Genomic DNA, 16,546 nt, shown 5'->3' on the forward strand with positions numbered 1-16,546 from the left:
CGCGGCCAGCACGGCCAGGATCAGCGCCGCCGCCAGCCTCACGCGGGCTCCCGCGCGGCGATGGCCTCGGCCACGCCCAGCAACCGCTTCGCCTCGGCGAAATGCAGTCGTTCGACCATCCGCCCCTCCACCTTTAGCACACCTTTGCCGGCGTTCTCGGGCAGGTCAAACGCGCCGACCACCGTTCGGGCCCACGCTACCGCGGTCGAATCGGGCGTGAAGGCGGCGTTGGCGGCCTCCACCTGGCTGGGATGGATCAGGCTCTTGCCGTCGAAACCGAACGCCGCGGCCTGGGCGCACTGGCGGGCCAGGCCCTCGGCGTCGGCGATCTCGTTGTAGACGCCGTCCAGGATCGCCAGCCGGTGGGCCCGCGCCGCCATCAGGCTCAGCGACAGGGCCGCCAGCAACGGTTCGCGCCCCACCGTGAGCGTGCAGCGCATCTCCTTGGCCAGGTCGTTCGAGCCGATCACCCAGGCCTCGACGCCCACGTTGGCTGACTCGGCGCCCAGGGCGTCCAGCCGGAACATCGCCGCGCAGGTCTCGATCATCGCCCAGATCGGCAGGTGCTCGCCCAGCGCCGTGCGCACCGCCGACAGGTCCTCGGGCGCCGAGATCTTCGGGACCAGCACCGCATCCGGCCGCGCCTTCGCCGCAGCCGCCAGGTCGTCGCGGCCCCAGGGCGTGTCCAGCCCGTTCGCCCGGATCACCACTTCCCGACCGCCGAACCCGCCTTCGCGCACCGCGGCCACCGCGCCTTCGCGGGCCTCGACCTTGGCTTCGGGCGCGACCGAGTCTTCGAGGTCCAGGATCACGACGTCGCACGCCAGCGACCGGGCCTTGTCCACCGCCCGCGCATTGGACGCCGGCAGGTAGAGGGCGCTGCGCCGGGGACGGACCGTGCGGGACATGTGGATTGCGGCTCCTTCGCGCATTGGCGACGCTCAAGTCTTAGCGTTTAGGATGGGTGCATGGCCACACGCCCGATCCGCTACGACGCCGGCGCCCGCAATGTCCTCGGCGAGGAACTGGTCCCCTGCTCGCTGGACCCGGTCACCGGCTTCTTCCGCAACGGCTGCTGCGAGACGGGCCCGCACGACGTGGGGATGCACACGGTCTGCGCCGTCATGACCGCCGATTTCCTGGCCTTCTCCGCGAGCGTCGGCAACGACCTGTCGACGCCCAGGCCCGACCTGGGCTTCCCGGGCCTGCAGCCGGGCGACCGCTGGTGCCTGTGCGCCCCGCGCTGGAAGGAGGCCCTCGACGCCGGCGCCGCGCCCCAGGTGGTGCTGGAGAGCACCCACGAGGAAACCCTGGCGATCGTCCCGCTGGGCGTGCTGAAGGACTACGCGGTGGAGGCCTAGCTAGAGCCGGTACTCCGCCTCCAGGCGGTAGTGCGAGACCTCGTTGCCCAGGTGGCTGGAGTAGAGGCCGAAGCGGTCGATCGCGATTTCGGGCGACTTCAGGAGGTTGTTGGCCTGGATCCAGGCGGCGACGTGGGCCGGATCGGGGTGGCGCAGGTAGGCTAGCGTCACGTGCGGGCGGTAGGTGCGCTTCTCGGGCTTCAGGCCGGCGCGCCGGGCGGCCGTTTCGCAGGCCTCTGCCAGGCGGCGCAGCTCTGGACTGTCGGACACCCCGGCCCAGACCGCGTTGAGGTCGGCCCCGTCGCCGAAGGCGCCCGCGCCCTCGAGCCGGATGGCGAACGGACGCCCGCCGACGCCCATCAGCTCGGCGTCGAGGTCGCGCGCCACGTCCTGGCGCAGCTCGCCGAAGAACCGCAGCGTGATGTGCAGGGCCTCGAGCGGCCGCCAGCGGGCCCCTTCGATCCCGAGCTGCCGGGCCTGCAGGGCGCGGCCGATCTCGGGCGGAAGGGCGAGGGCCGCGAAGAGCCGAATCATACATGTATCCTAACGCGTTGACGTGATCCCACGTCGCGGGGCTTGCTTACGCCACGGTCTCTAACGATATTTCGCAAGCGTCCGCTTTGCGACGCGCATTCAAAGGGTCTTGCTCTCATGAGCGACTTCAACCGCGACTACGCGCGCTCGATCCCCACGGATCGCGCCGATATGTCGGTGGACGCGGGCCTGCGAAGCTTCATGCTCGGCGTCTACAACAAGGTCGCGCTAGGCCTCGTGGTGTCGGCGATCCTCGCCTTCATCACCGGCCAGGTCGGCCCTGTGCAGCAGCTGCTGTACCGGACCGCGATCGATTCCGCGGGCCAGACGGTCCTGGCGGGTTACACGCTGCTCGGCTACGCCGTCGCCTTCGGGCCGCTGGTGGTGATCCTTTTCGGCGCCTTCGGGATGAAGAACGCCACGCCCCGCAGCTCGGGCATCTACTACTGGACCATCGTGGCCCTGCTGGGCGCGAGCCTGGGTGCGATCACGCTCGTCTACACGGGCGCGTCGATCTTCCAGACCTTCCTGATCACCGCGACGGCGTTCGGCGGCCTCAGCCTGGTGGGCTACACCACCAAGAAGGACCTCGGCCCTATGGGCAGCTTCCTGATCATCGGCGCCTTCGGCCTGATGATCGCGATGCTCGTGAACATCTTCCTGGGCAGCGGGATGCTCGCCTTCATCATCAACGTTGTGGGCGTGCTCGTGTTCGCGGGCCTCATCGCCTACGACACCCAGCGCCTGAAGATGACCTACTACGAGCTGAAGGGCGATGGCGCGGCGATGGGCGTGGCGACCAACTACGGCGCGCTCAGCCTGTACCTCGACTTCATCAACCTGTTCATGTTCCTCCTGCGTCTGTTCGGCGACCGCCGCTAAGGCCGGAGCGAGCTGAAACGATCGAACCCCGGCGGGCGACCGCCGGGGTTTTTCGTATGCGGGGAAGGGCTTTCAGCTACTCGACGATCGAGAAGCGGCCCTTGTCGAAGAACCGCAGCACCTGCTCCAGGTCGTGCCCTCGGCGCAGGATATGGCCGGCGTGGCCCACGATCGCCCAGGCGCCCTGCTTGCGGGCCAGCCCCGGCCGCTTCTCGATGCGGTAGAGCGGCGCTTCCGACGATCGGCGAAAGACCGAGAAGACGGCGCAATCGTGCAGGCCGTCCATGCCGTAGTCCCGCCATTCGCCCGCGGCGACCATGCGACCGTAGAGGCGAAGGAGACGCTCCAATTCGCGCCGTTCGAAGAACACTCCGGCCTGGCGCGGGGCCGAATAGCTCGGGTCGAATGCCATCGCCCGTCAGCGTGTATGAATTTTTTGAGTCCCGCCACCCCCCTCCGGGCGCAGCATCTGGTAGAGCCGCGCCGCGAAATGACCTTATTTCGGTCCATCGCCCGCCAGATGGGGCTCCGATATAGGCATCGTCGGTTGGTCAGAGACCTCTGGTCCCGGATCCTGAACAGCCCCCCCAGCCCCCCTGGATCGGCGGTTGGCCAACCGACACCTACTACATCCCCAAGTGTCGAGCCTGCGCAGTCCCTCTCCAGCTGCGCAGGTTCGCGCACGACTGCCGTTCGGCGGCGTCAGGACTTCGGCTGCGCCACCGCGATCACGCGCCCACCGCGCGACGACTGGACGATCAGCGCGGTCTTCAACCCGTCGTCGGACGCCGCGGGGATGCGGTAGGCCTGGGGCCGGCCGCGCCAGGCGCCCAGCCGGCTGATCTGGCGCACGACATTCTTCTGCACGACGGTCTCGCCGCGGTTGTCGCCCGCCCGCACGGTGACCTCGACAGCGCGGGGGTCGTAGCGCACCAGCCAGACCTCGGCGCCGCCCTTCGGCACGCGGCCCGAGCCCACGTCGACCCGGCGCGCCCCCACGAAGCGGACGTCGGGCGGATTGCGCGGCGAGGCGGCGGCCGCGCGGACCAGGCGGTCCACCTCGGGCATCTTGAGGCCCTGGGCCTCCTCGCCCCCGTCGACAACCATCTGCGGCGTGTAGGGCTCGCGCAGCTTGAGCCGCGTCACATAGGCCTTCTGCCGCTCGGCGTACTCGGGCTTGGCGAAGGTGTCGGTCCAGCCGAGGTAATCCCAGTAGTCCACCGAATAGGTGAGCGCGAGCACGCCGGGCCGCTCGGCGAGGCGGCTCAGGTTCTCGTTGGCGCCCGTGCACGAGCGGCAGCCCTGGGCCGTGAACAACTCCACGAGAACCGGGGGCTTGGCCGCCGCCGCGCCCGTGGGCCAGGCAAGCAGGAACAGGCTGAAGAGCGCGGCCTTCCGCATCGCCTCCGACTTAAGGAGTGTTCCGAGGGCTGTAAATCTCAAGAAGGCGTGAGCGCGCGCCCTCAGGCGAAGTGGGAACCGGTTCGCCGCCCGGAGGGCGCGCTATTCAAGGGTGGAGCGGCTTGCGGGCGCAAAGCCGGTGTCCACTTTTGCTGAAGGCGCTCAGAGCCGCGCGGCCGCCAGGATCGGGCCTCCGCCCTTGCTCTGCACAAGTACGACGCTGCGGAGCCCGGCCTCCGCGGCGGGCGTCGCGAAGCTCGTGGCGGCTCCGCGCCATTCGCCCAGGCGCTTCAGGCTGCGCACCACGTTGCGCTGAGGCAGGGTCTTGCCGCCGTTCTCGCCGGCCTTCACCGGCACCTGGATCGTGCGCGGGTCGTAGCGGACCAGCCAGACGTCGGCGCCGCGGCGGGGCGCGACGCCGGCCGCCACGCTGACCTTGCCGTCCGCTGCGGAGATCTGGGTCGCCGGCCGGGCGCGGCCCCTGGCGATGAGCGCGTCCACGCGCGCCGCCGTGTTGGCCACCGCGTCGACCCGACCGCCGGCGACGACTTCGGGGGTGAACGGCGCCGCGTGGCCGAGCGCGCGCACATAGGCGACCTGGCGCGCGGTGAATTCGGGGCGGGCGAAGGTGTCCTTCCAGCCCAGATGGTTCCAGTAGGTGACGTTGTAGCTGAGCGCGATCACGTCGGGCCGGTCGGCGACCCCGGCGACGGCGACGTCGGCCGGCGGGCATGACGAGCAGCCTTGGCTGGTGAAGAGCTCGAGCACGACGGGCTGGGTGGGCGCGGGTCCGGCGGCTAGAAGCGGCAGGGCGGCGAGGACGACGAGGATCTGGCGCATGCTGAGCCTTAGATGGGGGCCTCCACGCCGAGTGTCCATACTATCAGTATGATGCCGGATCGGTATGATGGCGGCGTGAGACGCCTTCCGGTTCAGCCTTGCGACGCAGGCGGTGGACGACCTGGCCATAGACGAGCCCGATGCGCTCGGCGGTCTCGAAGCCCGCCGCGGCGCAGAGCTTGAGGAACTGGGTCTCGTCCACCTCCCTCTGCGCTTCCGTGCCCCAGAAGCCCTTGCCCCGCTTTGGCTGGTCATGGAGCGAGACCAGCACCTGGCCCTTCGGCTTCAGAGCAGTCCGGCCCAGGCGGCCGCCTCCGGCCGCGTCCGGCGACGCGCCTTCAGTCCTCGCAGCATCGTTGCATAACCCCCCAGTCGCAACGAGAAGGGCCCCCGCCAAGGCGGAGGCCCTCAGGTAAGCGCGCCCGTGGCGCGAACGCCTATTCGGCCGCGGCCGCCGGCGTCGCCAGGCTGCGAAGCACGTAGTTCAGGACGCCGCCGTGCTTGAAGTACTCGAGCTCGGTGGGCGTATCGATCCGGCAGCGGACCGGGAAGCGCGCGATACGGCCGTCCGACGGGCGGTACATCTCGACGATCAGCTGCTTGCGCGGGGCGAGCTCGGTCAGGCCGCGGATCGTGACGATCTCCTCGCCGGTCAGGCCCAGCTTGTGCCAGCCTTCCTGCAGGAACTGCAGCGGCAGCACGCCCATGCCGACCAGGTTCGAGCGGTGGATGCGCTCGAAGCTCTCGGCCACCACGGCGCGGACGCCGAGCAGCTTCGTGCCCTTGGCCGCCCAGTCGCGCGACGAGCCGGTGCCGTATTCCTTGCCCGCGAACACGACCAGCGGACGGCCTTCGCCCTGGTAGCGCATGGCCGCGTCGTAGATCGACATCTCGTCGCCCGACGGGAAGTGCTTCGTGACCCCACCCTCGATATCCGGCGTGATGCGGTTGCGGATGCGGATGTTGGCGAAGGTGCCGCGCATCATGACTTCGTGGTTGCCGCGGCGCGCGCCGTACGAGTTGAACTCGGACGTCGGCACCTGGCGGTCACGCAGATACACGCCGGCGGGGCTGGAGGCCTTGATCGAGCCGGCCGGCGAGATGTGGTCGGTGGTGATCGAGTCGCCGAACACCGAGAGGATCCGCGCCTCGACGATGTCGGTGACCGCCTTCGGCTCCATCTCCAGGCCTTCGAAGTAGGGCGGGTTGGCGACGTAGGTCGAGCTCATGTCCCACTCGTAGGTCTGGCCGCCCTTCACCTTGATGGCCTGCCAGTTCTTGTCGCCCTTGAAGACGTCGGCGTAGCGGGTCGCGAACATCTTGTTGGTGACGTGCTTGCGCTGCAGGGCCGCCACCTCGGCCGAGGTCGGCCAGATGTCGCGCAGGTAGACGGGCTTGCCGTCCTTGCCCTCGCCCAAGGGGTCGTTGGCCAGGTCGACCTGCATCGAGCCGGCCAGGGCGTAGGCCACCACCAGCGGCGGGCTCGCCAGATAGTTGGCGCGCACGTCGGGGTTCACGCGGCCCTCGAAGTTGCGGTTGCCCGAGAGCACCGAGACCGCGACCAGGTCGTTCTTCTGGACGCAGTCGCTGATCGGCTCGGGCAGCGGGCCCGAGTTGCCGATGCAGGTGGTGCAGCCGTACCCGACGAGGTTGAAGCCTAGGCTGTCCAGCGACTTCGTCAGGCCGGCGGCCTTCAGGTAGTCAGTGACCACCTGGCTGCCGGGCGCGAGCGAGGTCTTCACCCAGGGCTTCACCTGCAGGCCCTTCTCCACCGCCTTCTTGGCCACCAGGCCGGCGGCGATCAGCACCGAGGGGTTCGAGGTGTTGGTGCACGAGGTGATGGCGGCGATGACCACGTCACCATGGCCCAGGTCGAAGTTCTCGCCCTCGACCTTGTAGCGTTCGTCCATGGACGCGGCCTTGCCGAAGTCGCCGGCCAGCGCGGCCTTGAACTCCTCGGCGGCGCCGGTCAGCAGCACCCGGTCCTGGGGCCGCTTCGGGCCGGCCAGCGAAGCGGTGACGCTCGACAGGTCCAGTTCCAGGGTGTCCGAGCACACCGGATCCGGATCGGTCGGCTCACGCCACATGCCCTGGGCCTTGGCGTAGGCCTCGACCAGGGCGACCCGATCAGGCGCACGGTTGGTGGCGGTCAGGTAGTCGATCGTCGCCTGGGTGACCGGAAAGAAGCCGCAGGTGGCGCCGTATTCGGGAGCCATGTTGGCGATGGTCGCCTGGTCTTCCAGGGTCAGGTTGGCGAGGCCGGGGCCGTAGAACTCGACGAACTTGCCCACCACGCCCTTCTTGCGGAGCATCTGGGTGACCGTGAGCACCAGGTCGGTGGCGGTCACGCCTTCGGACAGCGCGCCGTCCAGGCGGAAGCCGATGACCTCAGGGATCAGCATCGGGATCGGCTGGCCCAGCATGGCCGCCTCGGCCTCGATGCCGCCCACGCCCCAGCCCAGGACGGCCAGGCCGTTGATCATGGTGGTGTGGCTGTCGGTGCCGACGACGGTGTCGGGGTAGGCCACTTCCGGGCCCTCGTCCGAGTTCGTCCACACGGTCTGGGCCAGGTACTCGAGGTTCACCTGGTGACAGATGCCGGTGCCGGGCGGCACGACGCGGAAGTTGTTGAAGGCCGACGAGCCCCAGCGCAGGAAGTTGTAGCGCTCCATGTTCCGCTCGTACTCGCGCGCCACGTTGTCGCCGAACGACTTGGAGGTGCCGAAGTAGTCGACCATCACCGAGTGGTCGATCACCAAGTCGACCGGGTTCAGCGGGTTGATCTTCTCGGGATTGGCGCCCAGCGCCGTCATGGCGTCGCGCATGGCGGCCAGGTCCACGACCGCCGGAACGCCCGTGAAGTCTTGCATCAGCACCCGTGCCGGGCGGAAGCTGATTTCGTGCTCGACCGAGCCCTTGTTGTCGAGCCAGGCGGCGATGGCCTTGAGGTCGCCTTCGGCGACCGAATCGCCGTCTTCGTTCCGCAGCAGGTTCTCGAGCAGAACCTTCATCGAGATCGGCAGGCGCGAGACGCCGGTCAGGCCGGCTTCCTCTGCCGCCGGAAGGCTGTAGTAAGCGTAGGTCTTGTCGCCGACCGTCAACTGACGGCGCGTCTTCAGGGTGTCCACGGACGCCATAGAGGGAGATCCTTTCTCTGTTCCCTGCCGCTCTCGCCGAAGGATCGCGCGCTATCTCAGAGACGGACACACAGCGTTCGTCCCCGCGCGGCGTTATTCCCCCCGGCAGCGGCGGCCGAGGTTACATAGACCCGACCTATCGCGGCGTCCATGCGTGCGCCTGCGAAGCTTCAGAAAAGCTTGGGTGACCGCTTGATTGCCGAGCTCTCCATCTCGGGCGCCGCGATCCGGCGGGGCGGGCGGCTGCTTTTCGAGGCGGTGTCGCTGGAGCTCGCCGCCGGGGAGGCGTGCGCCCTGACCGGGCCCAACGGTTCGGGCAAGACCAGCCTGCTGCGGGCCGTCGCCGGGCTGGTGCGGCTGGAGGCGGGCGAGATCGGGTTCGGCGGCGTCGAGCCGGCCGAGGCGCGCGGCGCAGGTGTCCATCTGCAGGGCCACGCCGACGGGCTGAAGGCGGCGCGCACGGCCCGCGAGGAACTCGTGTTCTGGACCCGCTGGGACGGCGGAACCGACGCCGGCGTCCGTGACGCCGCCGAGGCGCTGGAGCTGACCGGCCTGCTCGACCTCGAGGTTCGCCGGCTCTCGGCCGGCCAGCGGCGGCGCCTGGCGCTCGCCCGCCTGGTCGCCGCGCCGCGCCCGCTCTGGCTCCTGGACGAGCCGCTCAGCCCGCTGGACGCCCGCTGGCGCGAGGCCTTTGGCGTGATCATGCGCCGCCACCTCGACGGCGGGGGCCTAATCCTGGCCGCCGTCCACGACCCCCTGCCGGTGGCCACCCGCAGTCTGGAGCTCACGGCGTGAACCGGCTCGCAGCCCTCCTCGCCCGCGAGACGACTCTGGCCTGGGGTCGCGGCGGCGGGCCGCTGGTGGCCGTGGGCTTCTACGCCGGCGTCGCCACCTTCCTGCCCCTGGCCATCGGGCCTGAGCCCTCGCGCCTGGCCTCCATCGCGCCCGGCGCCGCCTGGGTCGCGCTGGCGCTCGCCTCGCTGCTGTCCCTCGAGCGGATGTTCGAGCGCGACTACGAGGACGGGGCGCTGGACCTCCTGATGATCTCGCCCGCGCCGCTCGAGCTCACCTGCCTGATCAAGTGCGTGGGCCAGTGGCTGGCCACCGGCGCGCCGCTGGCGCTGGCCGCGCCCTTCGCCGCCATCGGCCTGGGGGCGAGCCCGGCGCTGGCCCCGATGATCTTCGCGTGCGCCTTGCTGGGCGGCGTCGCCTTCGCCTTCGTGGGCGGCATCGGGGCGGCGCTCAGCCTGGGCGCGCGGCGGGGTGGCCTGCTCACCGCCGTGATCGTGTTGCCGCTGTTCGTGCCGCCGGTGATCTTCGGCGGCGGCGCGCTGGACGCCTTCACCAACGGCCTGCCATGGACCAGCGGCATCGCCTTCCTCGGCGCCTATGCGGCCTCGGCCGTGGCGTTCGGACCGCTCGCCATGGCCGCGGCCTGCCGCAACGCGCTGAGCTAGTTCGTCTTCGGCTTCGGGTACCAGAGCGCGTTGACGATCACCCACCGCTCGCCGAACCGGCCGAGGTGGAAGTAGTCCACGAACCAGGGCGTCTCGACGCGGGCGACGGCGGCGTTGCCGGCGATGTCGAGCACCCGCACCGAGCGGCTCCACTGGTCCTTCGGGGTCTTGAGAACGCCCTGCTTCGTCAGGTCGACCAACTCGTCCTTCGACATGCGGCGCAGGCCCAGCGTCTCGTCGGGATCGGTCTTCACCGCGCGCTTGGCGAGGTCAGGGTGCAGCGAGCGTGCGACCCGCGCGGCGTCGCCCTCGAGCTGGCCGTCGACGTAGTCATAGGCCACGGCCTCAATGGCCTTCACGGCGGCGGGATCCATCGGCGCGGGCGCGGGACTGGCGGCCACGGCCGCGGCGGCGAACAAGGCGGCGATCATCGGCGGCGGTACTCCCTCGAAGCGACGCCCTATGGCGCGGCCAAGTCTCGGATGCACATGAAGAAAGCTTAATTCCCTCGAGCCGCTTTTCCGCCGCAAGCTGGGCCTGAGCTTGTTCTTCGAAGGGAACACCCAGTCGGGAGACACTTGTGATGTCCAGAACCCTCACGTCCCTGCTCGCCGGCGTCGCCGCGATCACCCTGATGACCGGCGCGGGCGCCGCCTTCGCCCATGATCCTCAGGAGGCCGCCCGCCTGGCGGTGGAAGACTCGCAAGTCGCCGCCGACCGGGCACGGGAACAGGCGCGCGAGGCCCGCGAGGCCGCCCGCAAGGCCCGGGACGCCGCCCGCGAGGCGGTCGAGGAGGCGCGCCGCGAGGTGCGCGTCTATCGCGGCGGCCACGACAAGGGGGACGTGTTCGTCTTCCGCGGCGGCGACCGCGAGGACCACCTGCGCACGATGCTGCAGCTGCGGCCGAACCAGGAGCCGGCGCTGAAGGCCTATCTCGAGGCCGTCGGGCGTGGCGGCGTGCGTGGCGATCACGTGGTCCACTTCGATAAGCGCAGCGGCGCCCAGACCACCGCCGAGCGCCTGGCCGAGATGGAGGCCAAGCTGGCCGAGCAGCAGGCCGCGATGCGCCGCCGCATCGACGCCACCAAGGCCTTCTACGCCCAGCTCGACGACAAGCAGAGGAAGGTGTTCGACAGCATGCCGATGCTGATGTTCGCCGGCCCGGGCTTCGGCCCGATGTTGCTGCCGGTGACGCACCACATGCCGGCGATCCCGGCGCCCCCGGCGCCGCCCGCGCCCCCGGTTCCGCCGCGTCTCTAGCGCTTGCCGGGCGGGCGCTCGGACTCTATGCCCCACACATGACCTGGGCGCCCGCCTTCCTGTCGAATCCCGAACGCTTCATGGCGTTCTCGCGCTGGGCCGCGCCGATGTTCGGCGTGATCGCCTTGGGCCTGGCCGCCGTCGGTCTCTACCTGGGCTTCACCGCGCCCGAGGACTACCAGCAGGGCCAGACGGTCCGGATCATGTTCATCCACGTGCCGGCCGCGCAGATGAGCATGTTCGCCTACGTCTGCCTGGCGGTGGCGAGCTTCCTGTCGCTGATCTTCCGCCACGCCCTGGCCGACGCGGCCGCCCAGGCCGCTGCGCCGATCGGCGCGGCCTTCACCTTCCTGGCCCTGGTCACCGGCTCGTTCTGGGGCCGGCCCATGTGGGGCACCTGGTGGGAGTGGGACGGCCGGCTGACCTCGGTCCTGGTGATGTTCCTGCTCTACATCGCCTACATCGCGCTCCGCGCCTCGATGGACGACGAGCAGAAGGCGGCGCGAGCGGCGGCGATCCTGGCCCTGGTCGGCTCGATCAACCTGCCGATCATCCACTTCAGCGTCGAGTGGTGGAACTCGATCCACCAGGGCACGTCGCTGTTCCGCAAGGACGGGCCGTCGATGCCGCCGGTGTTCTACATCCCGCTCATCCTGATGATCCTGGCCTATACGTCGGCCTTCGGGTCGCTCTGGCTGGTGAGGATCCGCGGCGAAGTGTGGCGCCGGCGCGCGGAGGCGGCGGCGCTGCGCTTGGCGAGAGGCTAGATGTTCGACTTCAAGTACGCCGAGTACATCGTGCCGGCCTTCACCATCACCGCGATCGTCTTCGCCGGCCTGATCGGCTTCTCGCTGAGCCACGCGCGGCGCTGGAAGAAGCGCTACGAGGAGCTTTCGCCAAAGGGCCAAGGGGACCGATGACCCGCTGGCTGTCGCTGCTGCCGCTGGTCGCGCTCGTGGCGCTGGGCGGCCTCTTCTACTTCTACGCCCTCAGGCGCGACCCGCAGGTCCAGCCGCAGGCATTGGTGGGCAGGCCGATGCCGGACCTGACCCTGCCGGCGCTGAAAGGCGGCCAGCCCGTGCGGCTGAAGGCCATCGTCGCCGAGGGGCCGGTGCTGGTGAACTTCTTCGCCTCCTGGTGCGCGCCCTGCGAGATCGAGCATCCGGTGCTGATGGGAACCAAAGGGCGCGGCGTTCGGATCGTCGGCGTGGCCTACAAGGACGCGCCCCCCAACAGCGAGGCGTTCCTCACCCGCCTGGGGAACCCCTTCACGACCGCCCTGGTCGACCGCGACGGCCGCGCCGGCGTGGAGTTTGGCGTCACCGGGGTGCCCGAGACCTATGCCGTGGCGCGCGACGGGACGATCCTCGCCAAGCACACCGGCCCGCTCACCGAGGCCGACGCCCAGCGGCTTTCGAACCTTCTGCGTTAACCGGCCGTTGAGGAGGTCGCGCCAGTTTGGGGGCGCTCGTTAACCATGTTGGTCCGTTTCCCTTGACGACGATCCGCCCCAACATCTTCCCGCAGCAGGCCCCGCTCGGCGGCCAGCGGGACGATGCCAAGGCCGCCGCTGCGCGGGCCTTCTTCGCCGCGGCGATGGGCCAGGCGCAGGCAGCCGCGGCCCCGGCGGCGCCCGTCGAGGCCCAGACGAACGCGCCTGTCCAGCGCATGCCCGACGCGGCGCCCGCCGACGCGCCGCAGCGGATCCTCCGCCCCGGCTCGATCCTGGACATCCGAGTCTGAACCGACTCGGGTTGTGCGCCTAAGCTGCGAAATTAACTGTTATTTATTTGGAACGCCGTAAGGCGCCCGCGGGTTTTGGCGAGGAAGGAATACGCCATGCCGGGCCGGGACGAGAGAATCTACGACGAGGCTGCTGCGCTCTGGCGGCAGCTCTACGGTGAGCCCCCGCCGGCCGCGGCCGACGGATCCGTGATTCTCGACCTCATCCTGGATCATCTGCCCGGCGCCGAATACGAGCGGCTGGCCACGCCGCACCTGCGGCGCTCCAACATCACCTTCCCGCGTTACTGAGGGCTACTCCGGCGCCGGAGGCGGCGGGACCTCGTCGGCCTTCATGTAGTGCATCAGCAGCGGCATCTGGGCGATGCCGAAGCCGGCGCTCAGCACGCGGATGCCGATCGTGTCCCAGGTGACCCAGGTGGCTTCCGACTGCGTCAGCCACACGATCAGGTTCACGGTGCCGACGAACAGCGAGAAGAACGCGTAGCGCAGCTCGAGCTTGCGCCAAGCCTCGACCGGCAGGTTCAGCGCCCAGCCGAGCACCGCCTTGATCGGGTTCTTCCTCAGGACCAGGCCGCCGAAAAAGATGATCGCGAAGGCGTAGTTCACGAAGGTGGGCCGCAGCTTCAGGATCCAGTCGGCCTGGAAGATCAGGGTCAGGCCGCCGAAGATGATCCCCAGGACGCCGACGATGAGCGGCATCCACGCCAGCCGCCGTTCGATGACCAAGCCGAACAGCAGGGCGATGATCGCGACGACCACCGACACGCCGGTGGCCAGCATGAAGTCGCGCCCGAAGAAGAAGTAGGTGACGAGCAACGAGAACGGCGCCGAGAAGTCGACGACGTAGCGCAGCCAGCCACGGCGGTTCTGTTCGTTCACGCAGCCGACTCCGTAAGCCCCACCAGGGTGCGGGCGAACGCCCGCGCGTTGAACGGCTGCAGGTCGTCCACGCCCTCGCCGACGCCGATCAGCTTGATGGGGCTGTCCGACGCCTGCGCCACCGGCACCAGCACCCCGCCGCGCGCCGTGCCGTCCAGCTTCGTCATCACGATGCCGGAGACTCCGATCTGATTGCCGAAGATGTTCTCCTGGGCCAGCGCATTGCGCCCCACCGTGGCGTCGAGCACCAGCAGGGTCTCGTGCGGCGCGTCGGGGTCGATCTTCTTCACCACGCGGATGATCTTGAGCAGCTCGTCCATCAGGCCCTGCTTGTTCTGCAGGCGGCCGGCGGTGTCGACAAGGACCACGTCGTAGCCTTCGTCCTTCGCCTTCTGCACGGCGTCGAACGTCAGGCCCGCGGCGTCCGAGCCGGTGGGGCGGCCCATGAAGTCGGCCTTCGCGCGCTCGGCCCAGATCTTCAGCTGCTCCACCGCCGCGGCGCGGAAGGTGTCGCCCGCCACCACCAGCACCTTGGCGCCCTGGCGGGTCAGGTCGGTGGCGACCTTGCCGAGCGTCGTGGTCTTGCCCGAGCCGTTCACGCCGATGAAGAGCACGATGTAGGGCCGAGGTCCGGAGAGCGGGTCGAACACACCCTCGCGGCTCGACAGCTCCTCGCCGATGGCCGCGCCCAGCGCCTCGCGGATCTCGCTCTCGTCGACGTCCTTGCCGAACTTCTCGGACGCGAACCGCTCGGTGATGCGGGCGGCCGAATGCGGACCGAGGTCGGCCTCGATCAGCATCTCCTCCAGCTCGTCCAGCTTCTCGCGGGTGAGCGGCTCCTTGGTGACGAAGACCTGGGCGATCTGATCGCCCATCTGCTTCGAAGACTTGGTGAGCCCCTCGGTGAGGCGCTGGAACCAGCCGCGTTTCGGTTCTGCCATGGGGAGGCCTTCTAGCGGGCGGCTTGCGCGCCGTCACGGGGGACCGCATCAAGGGGCGGATGGAGCCGCTTGAGACCGCCCTGACCGTGCTGGACTACGCCGCCGTGGCGGTGTTCGGCGCGTCGGGGGCGCTGGCCGCGGCCAAGGCCAAGCACGACATCATCACCTTCGGCTTCTTCGCCGCGGTCACCGGCGTCGGCGGCGGCACCCTGCGCGACCTCCTGATCGACGCCCCGGTCTTCTGGGTGGCGCGGCCGGAGTACATCATGGTCTGCCTTGCCGCCGCAGTGGCGGTGTGGGTGCTGGGCTGGGGCCAGGGGCGCGACCGGCTGCTGCTGTGGCTCGACGCCCTGGGCATGGCCGCCTACGCCAGCGTCGGCGCCCTGAAGGCGATCTCGCTGGGCGCGCCGCCCTTCTCCGCCGTGATCATGGGGGTGCTGACCGCCACCTTCGGCGGCGTGATCCGCGACGTCCTGGCCCACCAGCCGTCGGTCCTGCTGCGTCGCGAGCTCTACGTGACGCCGGCCCTCCTGGGCGCGGCGGTGTTCGTCGGGTTGCACCAGTTCGAGATGCCGTTGATCGTCTCGGGCGGCCTGGGGTTCCTGACGGCGTTCGCGGTCCGCGCCGGAGCCATCCTGTTCGGCTGGCAGATGCCGGGGTTCCCGGGCCGGGCCTAGGTGTCGTGGTCGGGGTGCTGGTGGCTGACGACCTTGGCCTGGTAGGCGGCGGTCTTGGCCCGAGCCTCGGGCGACTGCGTGCGCAGGGACGCCAGGTCGTCCACGTAGGGGAGCTTGGACTCGAGGCCGATCTGGATCGTGGGCGCGATGTCCGCGGGGTCGTCGAAGGCGCCGATGGCGATGTCGAAGAACCCCGCGCCCTCGAAGGTGAGCTGGGTGCCGCAGTCGCCGCAGAAACCGCGGTTCACGATGTTGGAGCTGGCGAACAGCTTCCGGCTCCCGCGCGTCCAGGTCACCTGCTCAGCCTTCATCGAGACGTAGGGGCCATAGAAGCTCCCGAACGCCTTCTGGCACATGCGGCAGTGGCATATGCTGGCGCGGCCGAGTTCGCCCTCGACGCGGAAGCGCACCGCCCCGCACTGGCAGCCGCCGGTCCGAACGCTCATGCGGGCTCCATCACCAGGGTCTCGGCCAGCAAACGGCGGCCGTCGTGGCCGGTGACGCGCAGCGGCGTCACGCCTCCGACAGCCGCCTCGCCCGTGAAGGCGATCTCGGTGAAATCCTCGGCGCGGGCGACGCCCGGCCGCTCGACGAGCCCCGATAGCGTGCGGCCCACCTGGCGGTCGAGATGCCGCGTCAGCGCCACGTCGCCGGCGGCGCGCAGGCGGGCGGCGCGGGCCTTCACGACGTCGCCCTTCAGCTGCGGCATCCGCGCGGCCGGCGTGCCGGGCCGGGGGCTGAACGGGAACACGTGCAGGAACGAGAGGTCCGCCTCCTCGACCAGCTTCAGCGTGTTCTCGAACATCGCCTCCGTCTCAGTGGGGAAGCCCGCAATCAGGTCGGCGCCGAAGGCCACGTCCGGCCGCACCGCGCGCACCTCGGCGGCCAGCTTCAGCGCATCGGCGCGCAGGTGGCGGCGCTTCATGCGCTTCAGGATCATGTCGTCGCCCGCCTGCAGCGACAGGTGCAGGTAGGGCATCAGCCGCGGCTCCTCGGCCAGGCAGCGCAGCAGGTCGGCGTCGATCTCGGCGGCGTCGATCGACGACAGTCGCAGGCGCGGCAGCTCGGGGACCAGCTTCAGGATGCGCGCCACCAGCTGGCCCAGGGTCGGCTGGCCGGGCAGATCGGCGCCCCAGCTCGTCACGTCGACGCCGGTCAGCACCACCTCACGATAGCCCTGGGCGGCCAGCGTGCGCACCTGCTCCACCACCTCGCCAGCCGGCGCCGATCGCGAATTCCCGCGGCCGTAGGGGATGATGCAGAAGGTGCAGCGGTGGTCGCACCCGTTCTGGACCTCGACATAGGCCCGCGCCCGGTCCTTCAGCCCGTCGATCAGGTGCCCGGCCGTCTCGCGCACGCTCATGATGTCGTTGACGCGGACCCGCAGGGGTTCGGCCTGCGGGGCGTAGGCGCCGGCCTGGCTCTTCTCG

General features: G+C 69.8%; 22 protein-coding genes and 1 pseudogene. 11 read left to right on the plus strand and 12 right to left on the minus strand.

The genetic code is table 11. The features are described 5' to 3' along the window. Positions 1-38 precede the first annotated feature (38 nt). Positions 39-908, minus strand: coding sequence for a CoA ester lyase (locus tag VGD44_RS03775; protein ID WP_331084019.1), 870 nt, complete (start codon positions 906-908; stop codon positions 39-41). A gap of 60 nt (positions 909-968) precedes the next feature. Here VGD44_RS03775 and VGD44_RS03780 point away from each other — a divergent pair, with 60 nt between their 5' ends. Further along, complete coding sequence (locus VGD44_RS03780) at positions 969-1,361, plus strand: DUF2237 domain-containing protein (RefSeq protein WP_331084021.1); 393 nt, start codon at positions 969-971, stop codon at positions 1,359-1,361. Here VGD44_RS03780 and thpR read toward each other — a convergent pair whose 3' ends face one another. Then, positions 1,362-1,895 (minus strand): RNA 2',3'-cyclic phosphodiesterase, encoded by a 534-nt coding sequence (thpR, locus tag VGD44_RS03785; protein WP_331084023.1) that lies wholly within the window; start codon positions 1,893-1,895, stop codon positions 1,362-1,364. A 117-nt stretch (positions 1,896-2,012) separates the two neighbouring features. On the opposite strand from thpR, the gene VGD44_RS03790 reads away from it, so the two are divergent. Next, positions 2,013-2,777, plus strand: coding sequence for a Bax inhibitor-1/YccA family protein (locus VGD44_RS03790; RefSeq protein ID WP_331084025.1), 765 nt, complete (start codon positions 2,013-2,015; stop codon positions 2,775-2,777). A 76-nt stretch (positions 2,778-2,853) separates the two neighbouring features. Here VGD44_RS03790 and VGD44_RS03795 read toward each other — a convergent pair whose 3' ends face one another. The 5 genes from VGD44_RS03795 to acnA all read right to left on the minus strand — a co-directional run bounded on the left by VGD44_RS03795 (position 2,854) and on the right by acnA (position 8,155). After that, complete coding sequence (locus VGD44_RS03795) at positions 2,854-3,189, minus strand: DUF2794 domain-containing protein (protein WP_331084027.1); 336 nt, start codon at positions 3,187-3,189, stop codon at positions 2,854-2,856. Between the two features lie 290 nt (positions 3,190-3,479). Further along, the gene (locus VGD44_RS03800) at positions 3,480-4,178 is read right to left on the minus strand and encodes a DUF1223 domain-containing protein (RefSeq protein ID WP_331084029.1); all 699 of its coding nucleotides are present in this window, start codon (positions 4,176-4,178) and stop codon (positions 3,480-3,482) included. 162 nt (positions 4,179-4,340) lie between these two features. After that, a complete protein-coding gene (locus VGD44_RS03805) occupies positions 4,341-5,018 on the minus strand; it encodes a DUF1223 domain-containing protein (RefSeq protein WP_331084031.1) in 678 nt (225 codons plus the stop codon). 43 nt (positions 5,019-5,061) lie between these two features. Beyond that, the gene (locus tag VGD44_RS03810) at positions 5,062-5,289 is read right to left on the minus strand and encodes a hypothetical protein (RefSeq protein ID WP_331084033.1); all 228 of its coding nucleotides are present in this window, start codon (positions 5,287-5,289) and stop codon (positions 5,062-5,064) included. Positions 5,290-5,455: 166 nt separating this feature from the next. Beyond that, complete coding sequence (gene acnA, locus VGD44_RS03815) at positions 5,456-8,155, minus strand: aconitate hydratase AcnA (protein WP_331084035.1); 2,700 nt, start codon at positions 8,153-8,155, stop codon at positions 5,456-5,458. 192 nt (positions 8,156-8,347) lie between these two features. Between acnA and ccmA the strand changes: the two genes are divergently transcribed. Both ccmA and ccmB read left to right on the plus strand, forming a co-directional pair. Then, complete coding sequence (gene ccmA, locus VGD44_RS03820; RefSeq protein ID WP_331084063.1) at positions 8,348-8,950, plus strand: heme ABC exporter ATP-binding protein CcmA; 603 nt, start codon at positions 8,348-8,350, stop codon at positions 8,948-8,950. Further along, positions 8,947-9,612 (plus strand): heme exporter protein CcmB, encoded by a 666-nt coding sequence (gene ccmB / locus VGD44_RS03825; RefSeq protein WP_331084037.1) that lies wholly within the window; start codon positions 8,947-8,949, stop codon positions 9,610-9,612. Before ccmA ends, ccmB begins: the two co-directional genes overlap by 4 nt. On the opposite strand, the gene VGD44_RS03830 is transcribed toward ccmB, so the two are convergent. After that, the gene (locus VGD44_RS03830) at positions 9,609-10,043 is read right to left on the minus strand and encodes a nuclear transport factor 2 family protein (RefSeq protein ID WP_331084039.1); all 435 of its coding nucleotides are present in this window, start codon (positions 10,041-10,043) and stop codon (positions 9,609-9,611) included. The genes ccmB and VGD44_RS03830 overlap by 4 nt on opposite strands. Before the next feature lie 152 nt (positions 10,044-10,195). Between VGD44_RS03830 and VGD44_RS03835 the strand changes: the two genes are divergently transcribed. The 6 genes and pseudogenes from VGD44_RS03835 to VGD44_RS03860 all read left to right on the plus strand — a co-directional run bounded on the left by VGD44_RS03835 (position 10,196) and on the right by VGD44_RS03860 (position 12,907). After that, positions 10,196-10,873, plus strand: a complete 678-nt coding sequence (locus tag VGD44_RS03835) for a Spy/CpxP family protein refolding chaperone (protein ID WP_331084042.1) — start codon at positions 10,196-10,198, stop codon at positions 10,871-10,873. Positions 10,874-10,902: 29 nt separating this feature from the next. Beyond that, positions 10,903-11,640, plus strand: a pseudogene (ccmC, locus tag VGD44_RS03840) (heme ABC transporter permease CcmC); the annotation flags it as partial. Further along, complete coding sequence (gene ccmD, locus VGD44_RS03845) at positions 11,641-11,793, plus strand: heme exporter protein CcmD (protein WP_331084044.1); 153 nt, start codon at positions 11,641-11,643, stop codon at positions 11,791-11,793. It abuts the pseudogene before it with no gap. Continuing rightward, a complete protein-coding gene (locus tag VGD44_RS03850; RefSeq protein ID WP_331084046.1) occupies positions 11,790-12,305 on the plus strand; it encodes a DsbE family thiol:disulfide interchange protein in 516 nt (171 codons plus the stop codon). Before ccmD ends, VGD44_RS03850 begins: the two co-directional genes overlap by 4 nt. A 62-nt stretch (positions 12,306-12,367) precedes the next feature. After that, positions 12,368-12,616, plus strand: a complete 249-nt coding sequence (locus VGD44_RS03855) for a hypothetical protein (RefSeq protein ID WP_331084048.1) — start codon at positions 12,368-12,370, stop codon at positions 12,614-12,616. 96 nt (positions 12,617-12,712) lie between these two features. After that, on the plus strand, positions 12,713-12,907 hold the full coding sequence (locus VGD44_RS03860) for a hypothetical protein (protein WP_331084050.1): 195 nt from the start codon (positions 12,713-12,715) through the stop codon (positions 12,905-12,907). Positions 12,908-12,910: 3 nt separating this feature from the next. Here VGD44_RS03860 and VGD44_RS03865 read toward each other — a convergent pair whose 3' ends face one another. Next, the gene (locus VGD44_RS03865) at positions 12,911-13,498 is read right to left on the minus strand and encodes an inner membrane-spanning protein YciB (protein WP_331084053.1); all 588 of its coding nucleotides are present in this window, start codon (positions 13,496-13,498) and stop codon (positions 12,911-12,913) included. Further along, positions 13,495-14,439, minus strand: a complete 945-nt coding sequence (gene ftsY, locus VGD44_RS03870; RefSeq protein ID WP_331084056.1) for a signal recognition particle-docking protein FtsY — start codon at positions 14,437-14,439, stop codon at positions 13,495-13,497. The genes VGD44_RS03865 and ftsY overlap by 4 nt, the downstream gene beginning before the upstream one ends. A gap of 59 nt (positions 14,440-14,498) precedes the next feature. On the opposite strand from ftsY, the gene VGD44_RS03875 reads away from it, so the two are divergent. Continuing rightward, positions 14,499-15,116, plus strand: a complete 618-nt coding sequence (locus VGD44_RS03875) for a trimeric intracellular cation channel family protein (RefSeq protein WP_331084065.1) — start codon at positions 14,499-14,501, stop codon at positions 15,114-15,116. On the opposite strand, the gene VGD44_RS03880 is transcribed toward VGD44_RS03875, so the two are convergent. After that, positions 15,113-15,562 carry a GFA family protein gene (locus VGD44_RS03880; RefSeq protein WP_331084059.1) on the minus strand — a complete coding sequence of 150 codons (450 nt, stop codon included), beginning with the start codon at positions 15,560-15,562 and terminating at the stop codon, positions 15,113-15,115. The two genes, VGD44_RS03875 and VGD44_RS03880, sit on opposite strands and share 4 nt — an antisense overlap. Beyond that, a partial coding sequence (locus VGD44_RS03885; protein ID WP_331084061.1) for a MiaB/RimO family radical SAM methylthiotransferase occupies positions 15,559-16,546 on the minus strand: 988 nt, incomplete at its 5' end. The genes VGD44_RS03880 and VGD44_RS03885, both read right to left, overlap by 4 nt.

It is taken from the genome of Phenylobacterium sp. (assembly GCF_036402295.1).
Lineage (GTDB): Bacteria > Pseudomonadota > Alphaproteobacteria > Caulobacterales > Caulobacteraceae > Phenylobacterium.